Below are 23952 nucleotides of genomic sequence, written 5' to 3' on the forward strand. Positions count from 1 at the left end.
CACTACTGCGCTTCGCCTTCTGGTGCTGGCCGCAATTCTGACCCGGAGGCGCGCCCCACCGTGACCGCGCGCACCACGCGCCAGCGCCTGGCCACAACGGCCCGAGCCGCACCACTCACCGGGCCGCCAATGGGCCCGCTTTCCTTTTCTCGCTCCGACTCCGCAATGGAGCGAGCGCCACCGCTGTCCGGCCGGTCAGCGGGTTCCTGAATTTCTTCCACGGGGGTGGGATGCAAGACAAAGATTCCGGCGGCCGCCAGTGCGCCGCCATGACCAAGAAAGAGCGCGAGGCAGCAGACCAGATCCTGGCGCTGCTGACCCGATTGCCAGCGGACGGTGCCGAGCGCGTGCTGGCGCATCTCCAGGACCAACTGGACGCGCAGGGTGGGCACGACATGCCCATGTTCTCCCGCGGCCGTCCATCCGGTCCCCTGGGGAAGCTGGACACGCCCATCAAGACCTGGCTGGACGAAGGCACCGCCGAGCTCTTTCGTCGCAAGGCCGCAATGCGCCACCAAGACGCATCGGCAGCCCTTCGCGACTGCGCCTACGCCTGGGTGCATGAGAAGACCTACTCGCTGATGGTGGCTGAAAAAGCACTGCATGACGCCAATGCTATGGACGTCCGCGAGCAAATGGCAGGGCCATTCGCGGGCCGCGAATTCGGCGGCCTGGGCAAGGGGACGACTGCGTGACAACGACCCCCGCACCATACCCGGCGGATACCCTGGCCCGGGGCTGGCGCTTTGAGCTCGACTACGAACGTATCGAGCGGTCCTCGACCTGGATGCTCGCGCCGGCCGAGGCGAAGCCTTGGCTCCTGATGATGTGGATGAAGGCCTGGCAGCAGGCACCCTGCGGCAGCCTGCCCGCCGACGAGGAGGTGATCGCCGCCATGATCGGCATGCCCTTCGAGGACATGTGGCCGCGCTTCCGCAAGATCCTGTTGCGCGGCTGGTGGTCAGCCGACGACGGCCGCATGTACCACCAGACCTTGACCGAGCGCGTCATGGAAATGATGGGCACGCGCCGCAAGGAGTCCGACCGGAAGGCACACAGCCGCAGCAGGAACAAGGCGGAGTCGGGTGGCAGTCCCGATGCTGTCCCGCAGATGTCCCATGGGACGAGACCGGGACAACCGCAGGACTCCAGCCAACGTCCGCCGGAATCCGACACCGGAACCGGAACCGGAACCGGAACCATAAATACCGGGGTAGTAGCGCACACCATGCCTGATCCCGCGCTCGTGCCCGCCGATGACGGCCCGGCGCGCGCTGGCCCCACCATGGCCACGGCCGTGTGTGTCGCCCTCCGGGCGGTCGGCGTGGCGAACTGCAACCCCGGTAACCCGAAGCTGGCCGCGCTGGTGAAGGCCGGCGCCACCGTCGATGCGTTCGTGGCCGCCGCCACGGCACTGCGGGCCCGTGACTCGCCCGTGGGCAACGCCTTCGCCTACATCCTCGCCACCGTGCAGGGCCAGCTGGCCGATGCCGCTGCGGTGGTGGCGCCCCCCGCCGGCACGAAGCCGCCCCCCAACCGCCAGGAAGCGCTCGAGCAGCGCAATCGCAGTGTGGCCGCCGCGTGGGCGGCCGAAGGAGATGCCCATGAAATCGTCTGAGCGCGCCGAGTTCGCGAACCTCATCACCGACGTGTTGGCCTACTACCGCCAGGACGCGAGCCCGTTCGTGCTGCGCCTGTGGTGGACCGCCTGCCAGCGGTTTGAGCTGGAGCAGGTGCGCAAAGCCTTGGAGGGCCACGCCCTGGACGCGGAGCACGGCAAGTTCGCCCCGAAGGTGTCCGACGTGGTGAGGATCCTCGCCGGCACCGCGACCGACCGCGCCGCGCTGGCCTGGGGCAAGGTGCACGAGGCGATGAGCGACGTGGGGGCGTACCGCGACGTGGTGTTCGATGATCCGGCCACGCATGCCGTCATCGAGGACCTGGGCGGCTGGCCGAAGATGTGCCGCACCGAGCTGGCAGAGCTGAGCTACCTGCAGCACCGCTTCTGCGAGGGCCACCGGGCCTACGCCGGCCGCGGCACCTTCGACTATCCCCGCCGACTCATGGGCGACCGCAGCCCGGACAGCGAGTACGCGCGCAAGAACCTGCTGCCGCCGGCACCTGCGCTGGTGGGCGACCCGGCTCGCGCCCGGCTGGTGTACGAGCAGGGCTGCGCCGCGGGCAAGACCGCGATCAGCTACCAGGCGCTGCAGGCCATCGAGGCCGGGCCGCGCACCGCGCTCGCGCCGCCCGCGCGCCAGGGAGCAGCAGCATGACGCGCCGCGGACCCCGCCGCACCGAGCCCAGCCCGAAGCAGCTGGAGGTGCTGGCCTACATGCGCGAGTTCTTTGCCGCGAACGACCAACTGCCACCGGTCACGTGGGTAGCGCGGAATTTTGGCTGGTTTCAAAACGGGGCGCAGTTCCACGTGGATGCGCTGGTGGACTTCGGCCTGCTCGAGCTCAACGCCTGCGGACGGTACCGGTTCGCACGCCCGAAGGAAGGTGGTGCTGCATGACGATGATCCTCGGAATGGACCCGGGGGCCGACACCGGCGTGGCCACCTTCATCGACGGGAAACTGGCGAACCTGGACACCATCGGCCCGGCCGCCATCGAGCGTACCATCCGCGAGGCCATGCCCTCGCGCGTGATCTTCGAGGACTCGCGCCTGCAGACGCGCGCCTGGACCGCGCAGGCCAAGGCCGCCCGCGGCGCGGCCCTGGCCACGGCGCGCAGCCTGGGCCAGGTAGACGCCTGGTGCCGCCTCATCACCGACGTGTGCGCCGAGTTGGGTATCCCAGCCCACGGCGTCAGCCCGGCGGCAAAGGGCCCGAAGCGTGGCGCCGAGAACTTCGCCGTTGTTACCGGCTGGTCGGCGCGCAGCAACCAGCACGAGCGCGACGCCGCCATGGTGGCCTGGCCCTTCCGCCGGACGCAGGGAGATCGCCGTGGCTGAGCTGATCGACCCCAACAAGGCGGTGGATTTCCTCATCACCAATGCCACGAAGTTCGCCAAGGCCCGCGCCGAGCGGATCTACCTGGAGGAGTTCCGCAAGAGCAAGAAGGCGCTGCTGATGGGCGAGTGCACAGAAAAGGCAGTGAGCGCCCGGGAACAGTACGCCTACAGCCACCCCGACTACCAGGCGCTGCTGCTGGGCCTGCGCGCGGCCGTGGAGCAGGAGGAAGAACTGCGCTGGCACCAGGTGGCCGCCCAACTGCGGGTGGAGGTATGGCGCAGCCAGGAGGCGAGCAATCGCCGGGTGGATGGGGCGACACGGTGATGGAGAGCATGAAGCCCAACCCCCTGATGTTGCGCCGCGTGCTGGAGGAGCTGCCCCGCTGGGCCTACCGTTTCGGATCGGAGACCGAGCTGCACCGCGGCATCACCGACGTGCTCACCCAGGCCGGCGTGCCTTTCGAGCACGAACACGTGGCCGGACCCAAGGACCGCTTCGACTTCCTGGTGCCCAGCGGCATCGTGATCGAGGCCAAGACGCGCGGCTCGCTTGCGCCGGCCCTGTCCCAGTGCGCGCGATACCTGGCACGCGACGACGTTTCTGTGGTGGTGCTGGTGGCCACCCGGCTGTGGGGGCGCACCGCCCCGCAATACACGGCCAAGTCCACGGGCAAACACATCCATGTTGTGCACCTGAAAGGGGCTGCATTTTGAGCACGATCACCTACGGAAAAGTCCAGTACCTGCCGTCGCAGCGCTGGCTCATCACCTGCGAGCCCTTCGTGCGCAGCCGCCTGAAGCGGGTGTTCCCGCGCGCACCGCAGGAGGCGGGCGACACCATCAAGCTGTCGGCCACGGCAGAGAACAGCCGGGAGCTGGCGTGGTTCCTGGAGCGCTACCCCATGGAGGTGGACCGGCCAGAGATCCTGGCAGGCCTGGCCGAGCGCCACAAGCAAGCCGAGCGCGATCTGGCAGACCTGCTGGCCGGGTACAAGGCCGCGCCCGTGGTGCCACTGGCCGAGCCGGCGCGCGAGTACCAGGTGCTGGCCGCCCAGATGCTGGACGTGAAGGACGGCTACATCCTCGCCGACGACGTGGGCCTGGGCAAGACCGTATCAGGCATCGCTGCGATGGTGGCGCCCGGTCGCCTGCCGGCGCTGGTGGTGTGCCCCGCGCACCTGCCGCGCCAGTGGAAGAAGATGCTGGCCCGCTTTGCCCCACACCTGACTGCGCACGTCCTGAAGAAGGGCACGCCCTACGACCTGGCCCCCAAGAAGCGCGGCAAGGCTGCGGCTGGCCAGGTGGAGCTGCTGCCGCCGGCGCTGCCTGACGTCATCATCACCAGCTACCACAAGCTGCGCGGCTGGGCCGACGAACTGGCCGGCAAGATGCAACTGGTGGTGTTCGATGAGTGCCAGGCGCTGCGCAGCCCGGGCACAGCCATCTACGAGGCGGCCGAGCACGTGGCCAGCCGCGCGAAGAAGCGGTTGGGGCTGAGCGCCACGCCCATCTACAACTACGGCGACGAGTTCTTCCACGTGCTGGACGTGATCCAGCCTGAGGCCCTGGGCGACCGCGCCGAGTTCGTGCGCGAGTGGTGCACGCCCATTCCCAACGGCAAGGCCCGGCTGACCGATGCCCGGGAGTTCGGCGCCTACCTGCGCCGCGAGGGTCTGATGCTGCGCCGCACGCGCGCCGACGTGGGCCGCGAGCTGCCGCCCCTGGAGCGCATCGTGCACGAGATCGAGGCGGACGAATCCGCGCTGGCCGCGCTGAAGACCGATGCCGTGGCGCTGGCGCGCATCGTGCTGCAGGCCGGCGAGCAGTACCGCGGGCAGAAGATGCAGGCGGCCGGCGAGTTCGACGCCCTCATGCGCCAGGCCACGGGCATTGCCAAGGCGCCCTATGTGGCGGAGTTCGTCAAGCTGTTGCTGGAGAGCGGCGAGCCTGTGGTGCTGTTCGGCTGGCACCGTGCGGTCTACGACATCTGGATGGAGGCCCTGGCCGCCTACAACCCGGTGCTGTACACGGGCAGCGAATCGGCCAACCAGAAGGACGAAGCGGTGCGTCGCTTCAGCGCGGGCGAGTCGAAGGTGCTGATCCTGTCGCTGCGCTCCGGCGCCGGCCTGGACGGCTTGCAGGACGTGTGCCGCCTGATGGTGTTCGGCGAACTGGACTGGAGCCCGGGCGTGCACGAGCAGTGCATGGGGCGGCCGCACCGCGACGGCCAGACGAAGCCCTGCGCCGCCTACTTCCTGCTTTCGGACACCGGGGCCGATCCGATCATGGCCGAGGTCCTGGGGGTGAAGCGCGAGCAGATCGAGAACGTGCGCAACCCCGATTCGGCCCTGGCCGAGCGCATCGAGACGGGCGACGGCCACCTGCGCCGCCTGGCGCGCGAGTTCTTGGCCAAGCGCGGGGCCAGCGTGCCCGCAGAGGTGCCGCCCAGCCACCTGGCCCACTCCGTGGAGGCGGAGGAGGTCGCACCCGCATGACTGATCCGAACAGAGCACCCACCCATCCAGAACCCAACCGAGGCCTCATGACTGAAACGATCCAGATCCAACCCAGCGCCGCAGAGCCGGGCGCGGCCGTCCAGGCGCCCAAGGCCATCACCAGCACCCAGCGCGTGTTCGACGCCGTGCGCGACCTGCGCGAGTTGGACCAGACCGCCACCCGCGAAACCGTGGCCGAGCTCACGGGCCTGAAACAGGCTGTCGTGGATGACCGGCTGCGCGCCTTGGTGGACGACGGCAAGCTCAAGCGCCTGCTGCGCGGCATCTACGAGCTGGTCGAGACGTACCCCGAGCCGCGGGAGCTGAGCTGCACGATGCTCTCGGACGGGTGGGTAAAGCTGGAGCTGGGTGACGCCATGGTGCGCCTGACGCCCACCGAAGCTCGGCGGGCTGCCCGCGCCCTGGGGGGCTTTGCCGAGGACGCTCGGGTGATCGAAAGCACGCGGGCCCACCTGTTCCTGGCCACCGAACTGGCCGCCAGGGTGGAGAAGCACGAGAAAACCATCCTGGCCATGCGCGCGCTGCTGAGGGACAAGCTGGGTGCGCGGCAGATGGATCTGCTGGGGAGCGACGCGTGAACCTCCGAGAACTCACCAACGAAGAGCTGATCGCGCGCGCTCGCAACTGGCCAATCCTTAAAGGCGTGCAATGTTCGCTGGTAAATGAGGCGGGCCACATCGTGCAAACCAAGCCCATGGCCAGGCTGAAGCTGGCCAAGGTGGACGGCCACACCTGCGGAGTGGCACTGGACGTGCACTTCTTTGGACTGCCGCTGGCGAGGCTGGGGAGCATTCTGGTCCACCAGGAAGACGCCAGCCTGTTCCGGTTCGAGATTCGCGGGGCGTTGGAGGTCGGGCCAGTCCGCGACCTGACCATCACATGGGACCGCGGACCGCGACGCATCTTTCGGCTGCCCGAGGGGAGCGCGTCGTGATCCTCCACCTCTTCCGCCAGCTCACCTATGAGGAGGAGCGCGCCGACATTTTGGCCATGCTCGGCCCAGGCTGGTACATCTTGGTCTATTCAGCGGCACTCATTTCGTTTGCGTTCGCGGGAGTGCTCCAACGATAATTAACTCAAACATAGGAGGGTTCATGGCGGAGAAGGTTGCTGAACGTGAGTGGAAAGCTGTCGCGGAAGAGGTTCTTAAACTTGCTCGCTTTGCAAGTAGCGTCGTCGGAGAAGCTCGAACTAAGGAAGCTGTCGAAAATATCAACGTCGCGGCACAGAATATTTTGACGTTAGAAGTGTCGAATAATCTTCGGTTCGGGGGTGTCGAAAGTCAGTTGAATTACCTCAATTCAGTGACCTCATCTGTTTATCAACTGGAGCGAGCATCCATTGATATGGATCAGCAAGCTGGAGTGGAGCTGCTTAGTCGCGCAACTCGCACTCGCGCTTTAATTGATGAGTTGGTTCGGAAGCTGCCTGAATCTTTTGTTTCTAGGCTGCGGTTTCCAATGCCTGCATCACATTCAAGAGAAGAGAGGGTGATTGAGGATAGGCTGGCTCGCATCCACGATACCGTGCAGTCAGCATTGGAAAGATCAAGCGATGCCGCCAAAAGAATTAGCAGTTTGGACGAGTCATTGTCGGATGCCACGAAGCGTGTCGACGCCAAGTTTGACAACTTCAATGTGCGTGCTGAAAATGAATTTTTAGCTTTGCAATCAAAACTCCAAGCCAGTGCCGATTTGCTCCAAGCATCGCATGAGCAGGCTCGGGTCAAGCTTGAGGAAGAGCTGAAAGAGACAGAGGAGTTTCTTGGTGTTTTAGCATCCAAGGCTATTGGCGGTGGATACATGCGAAATGCCATTAAAGAGGAGCGGAAGGCTGATAATTTCCGTAAACTGGCCATCGCTGTGATGATTGCTCTTGGGTTGTACTTGGTACTAAGTATTGCTGCAATGGAAATGAAAGATCTAGAACCTCAGCGAGTCGCGGTGCGACTAGTGGGCGTCTTGTTTTTCTCATTCGTTATTGGCTATCTAATCCGGCAATCAGCTGTGCACCGCGGCCAGCAACATCAGTATCAGCGTACAGCGTTCGACCTAAAGGCTATCGACCCATTTGTAGCGGACTTGCCTGAATCAAATCGGCACCTTATTAAGCAGCAGCTAGCCGAAAAAATATTCGTGCCAAAGGATGTGTTGGCGTCTATAGACAGCGCAGGTTTCGGTGTTCAAGAGACTCTCCTGAAGTATCTCGAAAAAAGCGAGCAAGGTAAGGATAAACCTAAGGGCAAGGAAAAGGGGCCAGACTAGCCGCCCCGTATAGGGTTAGGCCAATCCCCCATGCTCCGGAAGACTCCCGGGCATGGCCAAACCCCCGGCGGGCAAGAAGCCCGCGCCTCCCAAGAAGCCCGTACCCAAGCAGGTAGCGCCCAGCAAGCCTGCAGCCCCAAAGAAGGCAGCAGGCAAAGCCGCGCCTGCACGGAAGGCAGCAGCAGCCAAGAGGGCGCCGGCAGCGTCTAAGGCGCCAGCCATGGCACGGAAGCCGACACCCATCCCAGCAACTGCACAGGACGAGACGTCACAGGGCGCGGACGCATTCCTCGGGCTGACCCCCAAGGAACAGCGCCTGATCGATGAGTACCTAGTGGACCGCAATGGCGCCCAGGCCGCCATCCGGGCCGGCTACAGCGCGAACAGTGCGCGCCAGATCGCCCACGAAACCCTGTCAAAACCTTACATGCAGCTCGCCCTGCTCAATGCTATGAAGGCACAGCAGGCACGCACCAAGATCACCGCCGACGATGCTCTGCGGGAGATCTGGAACGTGGCCACGGCCGACAGCCGTGACCTGGTGGAGGTGAAGACCGGGTGCTGCCGCTGCTGCTACGGCGAGGGCCACAAGTACCAGCGCACCGTAGGCGAGATGAACCGCGACCGTGAAGCTTGGGTGGAGAAGGGCAAGAACCCGGCCGAATTCGATGAAGCCGGCGGGATCGGCTACGACTCGCTCAAGCTGCCCAGCCCTGAGTGCCCACACTGCGGCGGTGATGGCGCCGCGCGCGTGGTGCTCAAGGACACCCGCACCATGGGCGAGAAAGCCATTGCTCTCTATGCGGGCGCCAAGCAGGGGCAATACGGCATCGAGATCAAATTCCACTCCAAGATGGACGCCCTGGAGAAGCTGGCAAAGCACCTGGGCCTGTACGAGAAGGACAACCAGCAAAAGGCCGACCCGCTGGCCGCACTGCTGTCCCGCATCGCCACCGGCAGCGGCAACGGGTTCAAGCCTGTAGCGGATGACCCTGAGGCGCCGCCCCCATCGGGCACCAGCGGGTTCCTACCGCGCGAGGACGACGATGGCGCCCCGGTCTAAAGCAGCTGGCGCGCCTGCAGAGCCTGGCACGCTGGATGAGGACACCGATGCCCTGGCCATCAAGCCCGGCCAGGGGGTAGACGCGCAGGTCGGCCATCGCTGGGACAACAAGCGCCGGCCCAAGCGCGGGCCGCACATCGCTGCCCATCCGACCATGGTGCCGACCGACGAGGCCGAGCTGGCGCGGTGCCTGATGGACCCGAAGTGGCGCCTGTTCTCCGGCTGCCTGTACCAGATCATCGTCAAGGGCGAGCCTGTCAAGAACGAGCGCGGCGAGGTGGTGGACGAGGGCGATTCGTTCGTGATGCCCTTCCAGCCCAACCGTGCGCAGCGCCGGTTCATCGAGCGCCTGTGGCACCGCAACCTGATCCTCAAGGCGCGGCAGCTGGGCTTCACCACGCTGATCGCCATCATGTGGCTGGACCATGCCCTGTTCAACGGCAACCAGCGCTGCGGGATGATCGCCCAGGACCGCGAGACCGCCGAGGCCATCTTCCGGGACAAGGTGGTCTTCGCTTACGACCACCTGCCCGAGGAGATCCGCCAGCGCTTCCCCCTTGCGCGGGCCAGCACCAAGGAACTGCTGTTCGCCCACAACAACAGCAGTCTGCGCGTGGCCACCTCCGTGCGCGGCGGCACGATCCACCGGCTGCACGTGTCGGAGTTCGGCAAGATCTGCGCGAAGTTCCCCCACAAGGCGGTGGAGGTGGTTACGGGCTCGTTCCAGGCCGTGCCGCTGTCCGGGATCATCGTGGTGGAGTCCACGGCCGAAGGGCAGGATGGCGAGTTCTACAAGATGTGCCAGCGCGCCCAGGCGCTGGTGGCGGGCAAGGGCCGGCTGACAGCTTCGCAGTACCGCTTCCACTTCTATGCTTGGTGGCAGGACCCCTCCTACCGCATGGACGCGGCGGGCGTGGTCATCACCCGCGAGCAGCACGACTACTTCGACGAGATCCAGCAGCTGATGGGCTGCACCATCGACTCGGGCCAGCGCGCCTGGTACGTCGAGAAGCTGAACAACGACTTCGCGGGCGCCGAGGATCAGATGTGGCGGGAGTACCCGTCCACCCCGGCCGAGGCCTTCCAGCAGTCCACCAAGGGCAACTACTACGCGGCCCAACTGGTGCTGGTGCGCAAGCGCGGCGGCATCACGCAGCTGCCCGTGCTGGACCTGCCGGTGTTCACGTTCTGGGACATCGGCAACTCCGATGGCACGGCCATCTGGTTCATGCAGACGCTGGTGGACGGGGGCCGCGACAACTTCATCGGCTACTACGAAGAGCACGACCAGGACCTGCGCCACTACGCCACCGAGCTGCAGAAGCGCGGCTTCGTCTACGGTGGGCACTTCCTTCCCCATGACGCGGACCACAAGCGCTTGGGCGACTACAACAAGTCGGTGAAGGACCAGCTGCAGGGCCTGCTGCCTGGGCATCGGTTCTTCATCGTGCCGCGCGTCACCGAGCTGATGACGGGAATCCATACCACCCGCAAGCACTTCAAGTCGGCGTGGTTCGACCTGGACGGCACCAAGCTGGGGGTGGAGCGCCTGAGCCACTACAAGAAGAAATACAGCACGGCCGAGGCGCGCTACCTCGATTCCACCCCAGACAAGTCCAACGGCTGCAGCGAAGGCGCGGACGCCTTCCGCCAGTACGCGCAGGCCAAGGAACTGGGGCTGCTGGCATCCATGAGCGAACAGGGCGGCTACGTCGAAGCGCCTCCGCCCACCTATTTCTGAGGACGAGACCATGAGCACCACCCAAGCCAATGAGGCCCTTGACCCCGTGGACACGCCCGACGGTGATGTGCCGCTGTCGGTGCCCGAGTACCGCGAGATCCACGACGAGATCGACAACCAGCCCCGCGAGTGGCGGCGCCATGCCGACAAGGAGATGGACTATGCCGAGGGCAATCAGCTCAAGACCGAGCTGCTGCAGGCCCAGCAGGCCCTGGGCATCCCGCCGAGCATGGAGAACCTGATTGGCGCGGCCCTAGAGGGTATCCGCGGCTATGAGGAAAACACCCGCACGGACTGGCGTGTGACGCCGAATGGCCAGCCCGGCGGGCAGGAGGTGGCCGACGCAATCAACTTCAAGCTGAACGAGGCCGAGCGCAACAGCAAGGCTGACGAAGCCTGCTCGAAGGCCTTCTACCCGCAGATCGGCGTGGGCGTGGGCTGGGTGGAGGTGTCGCGCAGCGATGATCCGTTCGGCTTCCCATACCAGTGCATGGCCATCAACCGCAATGAGATCCACTGGGACTGGTCTTCGCTGAAGGACGATCTCTCGGACGCCCGGTGGCTGCGCCGGCAGCGCTGGATGCACCCGTCGCGCCTGGCGCGGGTGTTCCCTGAACATGCGGACCTGATCCGCCGCTTCGGGAAGTCGGGTACCGCCTGGTGGACGGAGTACGACTCGTTCGACTCGGGCGGCCAGAGCACAGGCATGTCGCGGGCCTTCGACGTGGCGCGCGAGTGGACCGTGTCGGAGGACCGTTGGTACAACCCTTTCAACAAGGAGGTGTGCTGCACCGAGCTCTGGTACCGGCGCTGGACGGATGTGCTGGTGCTCAAGAGCCCCGACGGGCGCGTGGTCGAGTACGACGGCGCCAATCCTGCGCACGTGCATGCAGTCTCCAAGAACCTGGTGCAGTTCCGCCGCGCGACCGTGCCCAAGATTCGGCGCTCCTATTGGCTGGGCCCGCATCTGCTGTTCGATGGTCGCACGCCCTATGCCCACCGGCACTTCCCCTATGTGCCGTTCTTCGGCTTCCGCGAGGACAACACGCGGGTGCCGTTCGGGTACATCCGAAACATGCTCTACCAGCAGGACACGCTCAACTCGGGCAACTCGCGGTTGCGGTGGGGAATGTCGGCCTTCCGCACGGTGCGCACCAAGGATGCGGTGAACATGACCGATGCCGAATTCCGCAGGACCATCGGGCGACTGGACGCGGATATCGTGCTGAACGCCGCTCACATGGCACAGCCTGGAGCGCGCTTCGACGTAGAGCGCGACTTCCAGATGAATGCCCAGCAACTGGACATGCTTGCCAATGCGCGCCAGGCCATCGAGCGCGTGAACCCTGCCGCCGCCGGCGCATTCTCCGGCCGGCGCGGCACGGCAACCAGCGGCGTGCAGGAGCAGACCCAGGTAGAGCAGGCGAATCAATCGCTGGCGCACATGATGGGCAACTTCAAGCGCGGGCGCACTCAGGTAGGCGAGCTGCTCATGTCCATGATCGTGCAGGACCTGGGCCGGGAGCAGCAGACCATCATCATCGAGGGCGATGCAGTGCGCGCGGAACGGGTGGTGACCATCAACAAGCCTGAGGTCGACGAGGCGGGCTATCCATACCTGTCCAACGACCTGCAGCGCACGCGCCTGCTGGTATCGCTGGAGGATGTGCCCAGCTCCAAGAGCTTCCGTGGTCAGCAGCTCAATTCGCTCACCGAGGCTTTCAAGTCGATGCCACCCCAGTACCAAGCCGCAGCCATGCCCTTCCTGATCAGCCTCACAGATGTACCGTTCAAGCGCGAGTTGGTGGAGGCCATCCGCGCGGCCGGCACCCAGGAAACGCCGGAGCAGGTCGAGCAGCGCATCAAGCAGGCCGTGGCCGATGCTTTGGCGAAGGCCGGCAACGACCTCAAGGCGCGCGAGTTGGACATGAAGGAACGCAAGACCGACGCCGAGATCAAGCAGATCATGGCCCATGCGGTGCAGATCGGTGTGCAGGCCGCATTCAGCGCGATGCAGGGTGGGGCGCAGGTGGCGCAGATGCCCATGATCGCGCCTATTGCCGACGCCATCATGCAGGGCGCAGGGTACCAGCGGCCCAGCCCTGGAGGAGACGATCCGAACTTCCCGACGCCGGCCGTGACTGCAGCGATGAACATCAAGAGCCCATACATCCAGGGCGGTGGTGCAGCTGCCGAGCCGGAGCCTGGCGCCGAGGTCGAGGCTGGCGAGGCGGCTCAGGTGCGGGAGAACACCAGCCCAGGATTTCCCCCGGTGCCGCAGCAGGCTGGACAGGGCATGGAAGGCATCGAGACCCCGGCCGTGGAGGACAACCTGGCGTGAGGCGCCCGGCATAGGGCGCAGCCATACGGGGTCCCGGCCTGAGCATGGGGCTTCCCCGTCAAGGCCAGGGGCCAGCCGCAGCCACGGCACTATTCAGGAGTTCAACCATGTCCCGCTCTTCTCGCTTCCTCTCAATCGCTGCCATTGCCCTCGCTGCCGCTGCCGGCTCGGTCATGTCGGCCGCCCTCGCTGTCCGTGACTACGCGGTGGCCGCCGTTCATCGCGTGTGGAACTTCGCCACCAGCGTGCTCATCGACAGCGGCCTGCAGCTTGAGGCGCCGGCACAGGAGAAGCCGCGCGTGGCCCTGGTGATGGCCAGGGCCTTCATTCGGCGCTTGATGCAGCGCGACCGGCCCCGCGTGCCTCCGCTGTGGCGCATGTGCCCGTCCATGTGACCCGCTGCGCTTGAGCGCATAAAAAGCCGCCCGCCGAGGCGGCTTTTTCATGCCCGCCCGGTATAGGGCTTAGGGAAAAAGCCTGGTGTTTTGACACTCCCCCACAAGCGAATCACGCATGTGGTTCGCGAAGACCAGGGCACGCAGGTGCTCTGGATTCATGAGCAGATGGCGCAGGCTTTCAAGGCCTGCACCGGATTGCTGGCCCTCGGCGGCCACGGCGATATGTGGCGGGACAGGCATGACGACATCACAAGAGAGTTTCTACGACAGCATCGATGGCGCATTGACGCCGGAACAGGCTGCCCAGGCCTATGCCTTGGCAGCATCGGGCGATACCGGCGCTACGGCGGCGGATGACGGTGGCGCGCCCGCGACCACCACTGTTCCTGCAGCAACTGGCGCCGAAGCTGGCACCGAGAAAGAACAGCAGCAGCCTGCTGCCCAGGGCAAGCCCGACGACGGCAAGACCGTGGATGTCAGCGCAATGGAGGTGGACGAGTCGCAGATCGACCCGACCAAGGCCGTGGTGCTGGCAAAGGATGGGAAGCACACCATCCCCTACGACCGGCTCGAGAAGGCACGCCAGGGCGAGCAGCAGTGGAAGGCAGCCGCAGAAACCGCCCAGCGTCAGCTGGCCGATCTGCAGGCGCAGGCGCAGGCCCGAGCAGACGCTGGCCAGGCACCGACCAAGACCGACAACATGGCAGCCCAAGCAGCGGCTGCCATCGAGGCGGGCGTGGATGCGGACCTGTTCGGCGACTTCTCCGAGGCCGCGCTGGCTGCGGGCATCCAGAAGCTGGTTGAGCGTCTGGTGGAGGCACAGGTCGACGCCAAGGTGGCGAAGGCTGTGCAGCCACTGCAGACCAAGCACCAGCAAGACGAATCCGCGAACCACTACGAGGCCATCTACAAGGCACATCCCAATGCCGACTCCATCGTCGGCAGCACGGAGTTCAAGGCCTGGGTGGACGGTCATCCGAGCGTGGTGCGCGATGCGTACTGGAGCCTGTTCGACGGCGAGAAAGGCGGCAGCGCTGCCCAGATCGTCGAGGTGTTCGACGCCTACACCAAGGCGACGACGCAGAAACCCTCTCAACCAACCGCCGCGGACCCCAAGGCCGCGGCACAGGCGGCCGTCGCGAGCGCCCGCGTTGAACCCCCTTCGAGCCTGTCCAGCATCCCTGGCGGCCACGCAAGCGGAGCTTCGGCGCTGGATGCCACGGCGGACATGAGCGGCCCCGAGATGCTGACAGCGACCCAACACATGTCGAAAGAGCAGATCGAGGCCTGGCTGAACCGTACAAGCTGAGGAGTTTCCAGTGAATACCAAGACCAACGTTCCGAGTGGCGCACCAGGCGCCATGATCGAGCAGGCGGTTGGTGTCTTCCACACCACCACGCAGCGCAACACGCAGATGCGCCACCTCACGGGCTCGATGCCCAAGTTGGACGGCGCAGTGGCCGCCGCAAAAGGCAACCAGTCCAAGACCTCCATGCCTATCGTGCGGGCTGACAACCTGACGAAGAACAAGGGCGAAGAGGTGACTTTCCACCTGGACAACCCAATCGGTGCGTATCCCATCATGGGCAGCGAGCATGCCGAGGGCCGGGGCACCGGCATGTCCTATTCCGAGGACAAGCTGCGCGTGAACCAGGCCCGCTTCCCCATCGATATGGGGAACACCATGACGCAGATCCGCAGTCCCTTCGACATGCGCCGCCTGGGCCGCCCGAAGGCTCAACGGCTGATGAACCAGTACCTGGACCAGTCCGCTCTTGTGCACATGGCCGGGGCACGGGGTTACCACGATCACAAGATCGAATGGACTGTGCCCGTGGACACTCACCCGAAGTTCGCCGCAATCATGGTGAATCGCGTGAAGGCGCCCACCCGGAACCGCCATCTGGTGGCCGACGGTGGCTCGGTGGGTGAGCTCAAGGTGGTTGGCGGCGAGCTGGACATCGCGTCCACCGACGTGCTTTCCATGGATGTGCTGGACTCGGTGCGCGAATGGGGCGACACGGTGGCGCTGCCGCCGCCTCCCGTCGAGTTCGACAACGACCAGGCCGCCACGGACAGCCCGATCCGCGTGTTCTTGGCGACCCCAGCGCAGTACAGCCAGTTCGCCACGGACCCCGCGTTCCGCGCGTTCCAGTCGAATGCCCATGCTCGCGCACGCCTTGCCAAGGACCACCCGTTGTTCCTGGGCGATGCCGGCCTTTGGAACGGGATCCTGATCCTCAAGAACCCGAAGCCCATCCGCTTCTATGCCGGCGACACGATCAAGTACTGCGCCGCCTATGACACCGAAGTGGAATCGAGCTGCCTGGTACCTGCATCGTTCGGCACGACCTTTGCGGTGGACCGCGGCCTGCTGTTGGGCGGCCAGGCGCTGGCCATGGCCTTCGGTGCCTCTGAGCACTCGGGCATCCCGTTCTTCTGGAGCGAGGTAAAGGGCGACCACGGCGACAAGATGGAACTGCTGATCGGCGCGATCCTGGGCATGTCGAAGATCCGCTTCGCGGTGGACCACGGCGACCACACGGAGTTCACCGACCACGGCGTGACCGTCCTGGACACCGCCGTGAAGATCATGAAGCCACGCTTCTGATGGTCTACGGGCCGGCCGTCGCGGCCGGCTCGCACTCTTCCCTCCCAACCCGATTCCTTGGAGGCACTATGCCAACCATCACGAAGAAGCACATCGGCGATCAGCAGTTCGGCGGCTTCACGCCCTACGGCAACGTCACTACCTTTCGCGCGACTCTGGAAACCACCGCGGCCGGCGCAGTCATCAACTCGGACAGCACCGCGGCCGTGGCGGCCGGCGATGTCATCCGCCTGCAGGAACTGCCCGAAGGCTTCCTGCTGGAGGACGCGCAGGCCATCGTGTCTGTGGGTATGACCGCAACCATCACGGGCTCCCTGGGCTTCGTCTATGTGGATGGCGTGGACAGCGCCGAGGTGCCACAGGATGCAGCCTACTTCGGCACCGGCCTGAACCTGGCGACTGCCGCGCGCTTGCGTACCACGTCGAGCAAGGCACCGCTGAAGTTGGCAAAGCCGGCGTATCTGGTGCTGACCACGGCTGTCGCTGCGAACGCGAAGGCGTCTCGCATCGACTTCATCGTGCACGGCGAGCGCCTGGGACCGAAGTAAGCAGTCCCAGCATGAAGGCGGGCCCTGCGCCCGCCCATTCGTTCGCAACACCAGGAGCCCAAAATGAGCCAGCCCCAAGGGATCGCCGTGACCTACACCGGTCGCGACGATCCGTTCATCGACCGCATCTACCGCTCGGGCCTGACTTTCGTCAACGGCCAGAGCCGCACCGTGCCGCCAACGCTGGCACAGCGCTTTTTGCGGCACACGGACGTTTTCTGCCCGACCGAAGCCGCAGTAGCGCCGGCGGTCAACAAGGCGCCCGAGAGCACTGACCAGATGAACACCGAGCGTCCCAAGGACGACACCCAGCAGCTGCTGGACGAAGCCCAGAAGAAGGACGATGACCAGCGTTTGAAGGACGATGCGCGCTTCGTGCTGCTGGATTCGCTGGACAGCATGGACAAGGCCGCGCTCATCGAGTGGGCGCAGGTCAAGTACCGGCAGAAGATCCCCGGCAACCTGGGTGTCGAGAAGGTGCGCGAGCGCGCCAAGGGCTTCGTCGATCAGTACGGGATGCCATGAACCTCTCCGGCCTGATCCGCAGCTTCCGCATCCTGTCGGGCGACAAGAACGAACCGTTCCTGTCGCCCGACGAGGATGTGAAGCTGTGGCTCAACGAAGCGCAGGCGCAGGCCTGCATCCGCGGGCGGCTGATCCGCGAGGACGAACTGGACGCGGTGTGCCGGATGGCGCTCGCCGCCGGCAAGCACACCTACCAGCTGCACCCTGCCGCCTACGAGCTGATCCACCTGGAGATCCTGCCTGCCAACGGCGACCGGCCGCGCGAGGTGGACCTGAAGTCGCGCGAGTGGCTGGACGCCAATGTGCACGACTGGCGCCGCATGGACCGGCCTTCCTGCATGGCCATCCAAGACGACACCACCCTGCGCCTGGTGGGCACCGTGCAGGCCGGCGACGTGCTGTCGCTGGAGTGCTATCGGCTGCCGTTGCAGGAACTGAAGCACCCCGCCGACAAGCCCGAGATCCACTCGATGCACCACGAGCACCTGGTGCAGTGGGCGCTGCACAAGGCCTTCAGCGTGCCGGACGCGGACCTGTTCGATCCCACTCGCTCCGACAAGGCCGAGAAGGCCTTCACAGCCTACTTCGGCCCGATGCCGGACAGCGACGCGCGCCGTGCCACCCGCACCGATCAGGTGCACCACAACGTTTCCATCCTTCCATAGGCCCACCATGTCCAACACTTCCTTCCAGCCCGGCATGCAGACCGTCCTGAGCGGCGGGGTAAACGCTTTGGCCGACACGCTCACCGCCTATCTGGTTGCCAACACCTACACCTTCAACGGTGCCGACCAGTATGTGGCGGCCCTGGGCACGACCATCGGCACTCCGGTGGACCTGACCGGCAAGAGCATCACCAACGGTGCACTGGGGGCTGACACCCTGGACTTCGGTGCCTTGCCCCCGGGCAACACCATCAAGGGCGTGGCCATTGCCAAGGCCACGGGCAACACGTCCACCAGCCCGCTGCTGCTGTGGTGGGACACAGGCAGCGGCCTGCCCCTGGCGACCAACGGCGGCAATGTCTCGTTTCCGTGGCCCAATGCCATCAAGAAGGTGGCTCGCCTGGGCGCGCCGTACTTCCCCAAGGGCGCGGAAAAGGTGTGGTCCGGCACCATCAACATGGTCACGGACGATATCCGCGCCATCCTGGTCCCCACCTCCTACGTGTACGACCCCAACCACGACTTTCTCGACGACATCCCTGCCATCGTCGGCTCGGCCGTGGCCTTGACCGGCAAGTCGGTGGCCGGCGGCGTCTTCGACGCCAACGATGCGGATTTCGGCGTGCTTGCCGCGGGGAGCACCATCGGCAGCGTGATGCTCTACAAGCACACAGGCACGGCCGCCACCAGCCCGCTCATCATGCGCTTCACGGACGTGGCGGGGCTGCCCCTGGCCACCAACGGTGCCGGCATCCTGCTGCAGTGGTCCAACGGCGCGGCCAAGATTGTGAGCCTGGTGCCAGCGTAAGGAGGTTCCATGACCCACCTCTACGCCAACAACGCCAAGACCACCCTGGCGGCGGTGCTGGGCACTGGCGAAACCACCATGACGGTGGACAGCGCCAGCCTGTTCCCGAGCCCATCCGATGGGCAGGTGATTCCGCTCACGCTCACGCATGGCACCCTGCCAGGTGAGTACGAGGTGGTCTACGTCACGGACACGGCCGGCGCTCCTGCGCTGACCGTGGTGCGCGCCGTAGAAGGCTCCGAGCAAGAATGGCCCGTCGGCACGGAAGTGCGGGCCAACATCACCGCCGGCATGCTGGGCGTATTTCTGCAGCAGGACCATGAAACGAAGGTCGTGCGCATGCCCAGCGGAAACGGTGTGCTGCTGGGCAGTGTGAAGGCGAGCAGCAGCACGTCCTATAGTGACAGCGTCGTTATCAACGGCCGCTCGCGCATGTCCAATGCCGTGCAGATCAGCGGCCGCCCAATCCTGCAACTGGCTGGGCCATCGGGCAGTGGCTTGGACCTGGAGTTCTCGCGTGTGCACGTCGGTGGCACGATACCAGTGGACTTGGGAGCCGTCGCGCCCTGGGTTGACGGCGACTACCGGCGCGGCAGCGTGGTGGCGCCGAGCACGCCCGATGGCTACCAGTACTGGCTGGAAATCGAAGACATCAACGCCGACTACCTGACTATCAGCGGAGAGCCTGCTTTCTCTAGTGATGGCAACCCTGTGGGCGTGACAGGGGGCACTTTCTGGGCGACGCCCACGCCCGCTGTGTTCACCACGAACAACATGCTGGGCCTCGTGGTCACCGAGGTGGGCTTCATTTGCCAGCGCTACGAGGCAGGCACGCCCCCAACGGTATCTGTCGGCACCGATTCGGCCCCGACACGCTATGCCAATGCAGTGTCGCTGGCCAGTATCAACGGCCACGACACGGTGCACCGGATTCCCATCTCGGTCGGGGGCGCCATCGTGAACTACGAGGCATTGCGCTTCGAGGTCACTACCCCTGCATCCGGTGGCCGTTGCCTGGGCCGCTTCTACTGGCACGGATTTTTCGTGGAACTGGACTCGGCCCTGTGACCTATCCATCGCTCATCGGCCAAACGCTCATCAATGGCGCAGGAAACGAGGATGGGCTGGACGGCATCGACCTGGTGCTCAGTGGTCAGCCCACGGCCACCGGCTTCCTGGGCGCCATCGGCGGCGCTGTGGCGCTGGAGATGGGGGATGTGACCCTCGGCCCCATGGTGCCCTTGGAAGGCATCGAACTGGCATCTACCGGAGCCGGCGCTGTGCTGGTCTACAACATGGTCATCGACCTGGATGGCATCGAGCTGGCGTCCACCGGCACCCATGTGCCGCGGTTCACCATCAACCACGTGAGCGTAGTGGCCCTGGAGGTGGGAGACATCGTTGCACGCAACGGCACGGACATGGCAATCGGGCTGACCGGCATTGAGCTGGCCCGCCATCCGTTCCACAGCCTCCAGGTGGGTGCCATCCTTCCGAGCAGCACCACTCTTTTGGCGATGAGTCACCGCCCGATGGAGATGGGGGACATCGAGGTCAGCTTGAGTCCCATCGCCATACAGGCCGGCGGTGTGCATGCGCTGGAAATGGGAGATATCGGGCCGGTGCGCGTTGGCCTGCAGGCGGCCGGCACGTTCGCGCTGGAGCTTGGGGACCTGGGCCCCGTGCGGATCGGGATCCTGGCACAAGGCGCGCGTGCGCTCGAGATGGGCGACATCACCAGCAGCCTGGCCATTCCCCTGGACGGCATTGACCTGGGCCGCCATGGCGCGCACATCGTCAAGGTCGCGGCGCTGGCGCTGCAGGCCGGTGGCATCCATGCGCTGGAGATGGGCGATCTGGGCAACCCCAGCATGTCCCTGCGCGTGCGCCAGCACTTCGCCCTGGAGATGGGCGACATCACCGTCGACCGGGGCAACCAATGCTGACATTCGAGAGCTTTTCGGGCATCAACAACGTGGTGCAGGAGCACCGGCTGGACGGCTCAGCCATGCTGGCAGCCACGGACGTGGACATCGGCCTTACCGGGGAGGTGCAGCGGCGCATGGGCTTCACCGAGGTGGCGGCCACGTGCCACAAGAACCTGCACAACGCCCACGGCTACCCGGCCGGGGGCTTCCAACTGGCCACCACGGGCAACGCGCTGGTGGCCATCCACCCGGGCGGCGCGCGGCACGTGATCCACCCGGCCATGGGCCTCGGCCGGGTCTGGTACTGCGATCTGCCGGGCGGGCGTACGACCTTCAGCGATGGCCTGCAGAGCGGCATCACCGATGGGCTGCAGGGCCTGGACATCTGCGTGCGGCCGCCCGACAGCCTGGGCGCGCCGGATGACGCCTTCGGCGGGCTGGCGCCCGGCAACTATCGCTATGAGCTGACCATGCGCCGGCTGGCCGATGGCGTGGAGAGCCCGTCGGTCGCCTCGGCGCCGTTCGCGGTGGTCAGCGGCGGCATCCGGCTGGATGGGCTGCCGCAGCGTGAGGGCCACGAGGTGCTGGTGCACCTGACCACTCAGGACGGCGAGCAAGCCATGCTGATCGGCAGAACCGCCACGGGCACCTTCGAGTGGAGCGGCAAGGCCTCGGACATCACGCTGCTGCCATGCCGCACGACGGGCACGCAGCTGCTGCCCACGGGCACGCTCATGGCCGCCTGGCGCGGCCGGCTCCTGGTGGCCGTGGGCAACGCCATTTGGGCCAGCCGCCCGAGCAATCCGCACCTTTCCGAATGGCGCGCGTTCAAGCAGATGCCAGCGACGATCACCCTGCTGCAGGCCGTGGATAACGGGATCTATGTGGGCACCACCGAAGACCTGGTGTGGCTGGGTGGGGATACCTGGGAGGGCCTGACCTACAACCCGACGAAGCGTGGGGCTGTGGTTCTGGGGTCCGGCGTGTCTGCACCGGGCAACCAGGTGCAGCAGGGTGAAGGCACGGGTAGCGGCACGGCCATGGTCTGCATCGCGGGCGGGGAAATCGTGGCCGGTTTCAGTGGCGGCAGCACCAGCAGCCTCACCGGCAAGCGGTATCGCACCGATGTAACCGAGGTGGCCGCGACCTTCCGCCTGCTGAATGACATCCCCCAATACATCGCCATCCCGCAATGATCTGGCGCCCGCAAGCATTCGGCCCGACCGGCATCCCTCTACCACCGCAGGCCCCGCCCGAGCTGCGCGTAGAGGGCGGGGTCGAGCCTTCCGCCCTGACGCTCAACCAGGCCCAACAGGCCTTCGCCCAGTTCTGCACCGACGCCCGCCTGTCCAACGTGCCCAACCCCACGCGCACGGCCAAGCTGCCCGATGGCACGCCCTACCGCATCGTGACCGTAGGCCCGCAGACCATCATGCAGATCTGGCCGGCCGCCGGCGGCGATGACAGGTTCAGCGGCATTGCGATCACCCTCGTCAATCTCGATGGCACACCGATCCCTGCCCACGCGGATGACGAGGGCGCTCCCATCACCTACCTGCTGACGCCCCAGCTGGAGGGGAAAACGCGCAAGGCCAACGGCAAATGGAAGGTGCGCAAGCCCAAGGGCCTGTCTGGTGGCAAGGCGGTGAACGCCTCGAAGACAGGACTCTTCTATTACACCGGCGTGGATGGAAAGCCGGACGTGGAAGTGCCGTTCTTTCGTGCCACAGGCTATGGCGTAAACGGCCTCGCGTACAACGATGAAGAGGATGGTGTGAATACCCAAATCTTCAAAAATTCGGCCTTCATGGGCCGCTCGCGCGACAACCCCATCCCCTTCCTGTTCCAGAAGGGTGAGGTGCGCTTGCCGATGCAAGTGCAGTTCATCAGTGAATTCGTTGACGGCAGTTTTGAGAATCGTGTCGAGCTATGGGTAGGCTCTGCAACGCAGGCCCAGGAGACCATCTGCTACGACCTGGTGGACTCCCAGGTGATGCCCACCGGACGGCTCCTGGATCGTGAGTCCATCACCTTCAAGGACGATGGAACCGAGGCCCGGGCCACTGGGCAAGCCCCCGGTGGGTTTGGCTTCTACACGATCCGTTTCACACCGACTGGCTTCAGCATTTCGCTGGACCGCACGCAAGCGCGCGACCGCGTCACCGGCACCTTGTGGCGTCAGTCCGGTAAGGCCACCTCGTCTGGAACACCTGGTGTGGTGGGTACCTACACTACGACGGGCGATGTCATCTACGGGACTCAACCACCTACAGAAGACTACGGCGCTACAGAGCCTTTCGAGGGGTCCGGCGACTACAACGTGGTCGGCTCGATTCTGGGAGAAATCGATTTTTATAACTACGGGCCGGACTCGTATAAGTTTGACCGCCGCGGGCAACCTGTGAGCGATGCGGGGGATCGCCGGCGCGTTCATGTGTCAGGTTACTCGACCAGGCACTTCGAAGAGACAGTAGTTATCACCCGGTGGCCCGATAACCCACTCGGGTTCTCAACTGACATTACCAACCTCGGCATTGAACACCGCGAAAAGACCGATACCCGGTACGGTGCTTTCGGGTCGGAGGTATTGGTGGACTATACGGACGACTGGGAAATTAGAGGCCACACGTTCTACCCCGACAGTGGTGGCGCTCCGAGTATTCAAGAACTCGAAGTCACGGGGCAGGGCCACAGCTACACAAACAGCAGCGGTCCGGCCCCGTTGTTCGAAGACGACGAGCTCGAATGTTCGGTCTACTACGACATCAAGAACATGCGGCGCCAGGAGTGGATCTGGAAGTTGATGCCAGAGTCGAGTCAGGGCTATGGCCGCGACTTCACGATGGACGAGATTACCTACGAATCCACCCTCAAGGTCAAGTGCAAAGGCGTGGAGCTGCTGTCCGTGGCCGTAGACCTGCAGAACTTCAAACGCCATGTGATTTTCATGGCCAGCGATCCAATGACTGGCGCGTTACTCCTGAATATCCAAGAGGTGCACTCCAGCTCGCGGGAGAAGCACCGCAGCTGGATATTCCTCGTGGACGACAAGGGTGGTAAGGCCCTCAACACGGTGCTCAAGGATCTGCCGACGAATGCCCGCGCCGTCCGAAACGCATCCATTTTTTCCGTGTGAGGCCACCATGACCACCATCGTTTGCAACCTGCTTAACGGCGCTGTCACCGAGTACACGCGGCACACGTTCCAGAGCATCACCCCCACCCACGGCGGGAGCGCATCGGGCTTGTACGAGCTGGGGGGCGACAACGACAACGGGCTGCCCATCGTATCGGTGGTTCGGCTGCCACCCACCCTGCGCGAGAGCACGCTGAAGACACACATCGCCATGGCCTACCTGTCGATCAAGGGCCGGGGGTGCATGCGCTTCACCGTGCTGGGCGAACCGCCCGTGGCATGGAACTACGAGTTCGCGCTGCGTAAGGAAGGTCAGACCCGCTGCGAAGTGGGCAAGGGCATCCGCCAGAACTACATCGGCTTCGGCCTGAGCAACCCTGCGGGCCAGATGTTCCGCCTCGACCGCATCGAGGTGCTGGACCTGCAATCGAAAACGAGGAGAGTTTGAC

The 23952-nt window shown here is 65.1% G+C and carries 26 protein-coding genes; all 26 read left to right on the forward strand.

Going from position 1 to position 23952, the window contains the following annotated elements; genetic code table 11:
• Positions 1-269 precede the first annotated feature (269 nt).
• The gene (locus AC07X5_RS12180; protein ID WP_494770362.1) at positions 270-695 is read left to right on the forward strand and encodes a hypothetical protein; all 426 of its coding nucleotides are present in this window, start codon (positions 270-272) and stop codon (positions 693-695) included.
• Positions 692-1618: a hypothetical protein gene (locus AC07X5_RS12185; RefSeq protein WP_494770363.1), complete on the forward strand. Its 927-nt coding sequence runs from the start codon at positions 692-694 to the stop codon at positions 1616-1618. Before AC07X5_RS12180 ends, AC07X5_RS12185 begins: the two co-directional genes overlap by 4 nt.
• On the forward strand, positions 1605-2276 hold the full coding sequence (locus AC07X5_RS12190; RefSeq protein WP_494770364.1) for a DUF6475 domain-containing protein: 672 nt from the start codon (positions 1605-1607) through the stop codon (positions 2274-2276). Before AC07X5_RS12185 ends, AC07X5_RS12190 begins: the two co-directional genes overlap by 14 nt.
• On the forward strand, positions 2273-2518 hold the full coding sequence (locus AC07X5_RS12195) for a hypothetical protein (protein ID WP_494770365.1): 246 nt from the start codon (positions 2273-2275) through the stop codon (positions 2516-2518). Before AC07X5_RS12190 ends, AC07X5_RS12195 begins: the two co-directional genes overlap by 4 nt.
• On the forward strand, positions 2515-2958 hold the full coding sequence (locus AC07X5_RS12200) for a hypothetical protein (protein WP_494770366.1): 444 nt from the start codon (positions 2515-2517) through the stop codon (positions 2956-2958). Before AC07X5_RS12195 ends, AC07X5_RS12200 begins: the two co-directional genes overlap by 4 nt.
• Positions 2951-3283: a hypothetical protein gene (locus AC07X5_RS12205; RefSeq protein WP_494770367.1), complete on the forward strand. Its 333-nt coding sequence runs from the start codon at positions 2951-2953 to the stop codon at positions 3281-3283. The genes AC07X5_RS12200 and AC07X5_RS12205 overlap by 8 nt, the downstream gene beginning before the upstream one ends.
• 8 nt (positions 3284-3291) lie before the next feature.
• On the forward strand, positions 3292-3672 hold the full coding sequence (locus tag AC07X5_RS12210) for a PDDEXK family nuclease (RefSeq protein WP_494770368.1): 381 nt from the start codon (positions 3292-3294) through the stop codon (positions 3670-3672).
• Positions 3669-5453, forward strand: coding sequence for a DEAD/DEAH box helicase (locus AC07X5_RS12215; RefSeq protein ID WP_494770369.1), 1785 nt, complete (start codon positions 3669-3671; stop codon positions 5451-5453). Before AC07X5_RS12210 ends, AC07X5_RS12215 begins: the two co-directional genes overlap by 4 nt.
• Before the next feature lie 47 nt (positions 5454-5500).
• On the forward strand, positions 5501-6052 hold the full coding sequence (locus AC07X5_RS12220) for a hypothetical protein (RefSeq protein WP_494770370.1): 552 nt from the start codon (positions 5501-5503) through the stop codon (positions 6050-6052).
• Positions 6049-6408, forward strand: a complete 360-nt coding sequence (locus tag AC07X5_RS12225; protein WP_494770371.1) for a hypothetical protein — start codon at positions 6049-6051, stop codon at positions 6406-6408. Before AC07X5_RS12220 ends, AC07X5_RS12225 begins: the two co-directional genes overlap by 4 nt.
• 160 nt (positions 6409-6568) lie before the next feature.
• A complete protein-coding gene (locus tag AC07X5_RS12230; RefSeq protein ID WP_494770372.1) occupies positions 6569-7738 on the forward strand; it encodes a hypothetical protein in 1170 nt (389 codons plus the stop codon).
• 220 nt (positions 7739-7958) lie between these two features.
• Positions 7959-8801: a terminase small subunit gene (locus AC07X5_RS12235; protein WP_494770373.1), complete on the forward strand. Its 843-nt coding sequence runs from the start codon at positions 7959-7961 to the stop codon at positions 8799-8801.
• The gene (locus AC07X5_RS12240) at positions 8785-10542 is read left to right on the forward strand and encodes a terminase large subunit (protein WP_494770374.1); all 1758 of its coding nucleotides are present in this window, start codon (positions 8785-8787) and stop codon (positions 10540-10542) included. Before AC07X5_RS12235 ends, AC07X5_RS12240 begins: the two co-directional genes overlap by 17 nt.
• Positions 10543-10552: 10 nt before the next feature.
• Entirely contained in the window at positions 10553-12883 is a 2331-nt protein-coding gene (locus AC07X5_RS12245) for a portal protein (protein WP_494770375.1), read from the forward strand.
• Positions 12884-12990: 107 nt separating this feature from the next.
• Complete coding sequence (locus AC07X5_RS12250) at positions 12991-13278, forward strand: hypothetical protein (RefSeq protein ID WP_494770376.1); 288 nt, start codon at positions 12991-12993, stop codon at positions 13276-13278.
• 241 nt (positions 13279-13519) lie between these two features.
• Positions 13520-14590 (forward strand): hypothetical protein, encoded by a 1071-nt coding sequence (locus AC07X5_RS12255; RefSeq protein ID WP_494770377.1) that lies wholly within the window; start codon positions 13520-13522, stop codon positions 14588-14590.
• Positions 14591-14600: 10 nt separating this feature from the next.
• Positions 14601-15893: a phage capsid family protein gene (locus AC07X5_RS12260; RefSeq protein ID WP_494770378.1), complete on the forward strand. Its 1293-nt coding sequence runs from the start codon at positions 14601-14603 to the stop codon at positions 15891-15893.
• 68 nt (positions 15894-15961) lie between these two features.
• Positions 15962-16441 carry a hypothetical protein gene (locus AC07X5_RS12265; protein WP_494770379.1) on the forward strand — a complete coding sequence of 160 codons (480 nt, stop codon included), beginning with the start codon at positions 15962-15964 and terminating at the stop codon, positions 16439-16441.
• A gap of 63 nt (positions 16442-16504) precedes the next feature.
• Positions 16505-16966 (forward strand): hypothetical protein, encoded by a 462-nt coding sequence (locus tag AC07X5_RS12270; protein ID WP_494770380.1) that lies wholly within the window; start codon positions 16505-16507, stop codon positions 16964-16966.
• The gene (locus AC07X5_RS12275) at positions 16963-17631 is read left to right on the forward strand and encodes a phage adaptor protein (protein WP_494770381.1); all 669 of its coding nucleotides are present in this window, start codon (positions 16963-16965) and stop codon (positions 17629-17631) included. Before AC07X5_RS12270 ends, AC07X5_RS12275 begins: the two co-directional genes overlap by 4 nt.
• Positions 17632-17638: 7 nt before the next feature.
• On the forward strand, positions 17639-18439 hold the full coding sequence (locus AC07X5_RS12280) for a hypothetical protein (protein ID WP_494770382.1): 801 nt from the start codon (positions 17639-17641) through the stop codon (positions 18437-18439).
• Positions 18440-18448: 9 nt separating this feature from the next.
• Positions 18449-19507: a hypothetical protein gene (locus tag AC07X5_RS12285; RefSeq protein WP_494770383.1), complete on the forward strand. Its 1059-nt coding sequence runs from the start codon at positions 18449-18451 to the stop codon at positions 19505-19507.
• Positions 19504-20385 (forward strand): hypothetical protein, encoded by an 882-nt coding sequence (locus AC07X5_RS12290; protein WP_494770384.1) that lies wholly within the window; start codon positions 19504-19506, stop codon positions 20383-20385. Before AC07X5_RS12285 ends, AC07X5_RS12290 begins: the two co-directional genes overlap by 4 nt.
• Positions 20379-21563: a hypothetical protein gene (locus tag AC07X5_RS12295; protein ID WP_494770385.1), complete on the forward strand. Its 1185-nt coding sequence runs from the start codon at positions 20379-20381 to the stop codon at positions 21561-21563. Before AC07X5_RS12290 ends, AC07X5_RS12295 begins: the two co-directional genes overlap by 7 nt.
• Complete coding sequence (locus AC07X5_RS12300) at positions 21560-23503, forward strand: hypothetical protein (protein WP_494770386.1); 1944 nt, start codon at positions 21560-21562, stop codon at positions 23501-23503. Before AC07X5_RS12295 ends, AC07X5_RS12300 begins: the two co-directional genes overlap by 4 nt.
• Before the next feature lie 7 nt (positions 23504-23510).
• On the forward strand, positions 23511-23951 hold the full coding sequence (locus tag AC07X5_RS12305) for a hypothetical protein (RefSeq protein WP_494770387.1): 441 nt from the start codon (positions 23511-23513) through the stop codon (positions 23949-23951).
• Position 23952 lies beyond the last annotated feature (1 nt).

It is taken from the genome of Acidovorax sp. GW458-11-26-14-TSB4 (assembly GCF_059423865.1).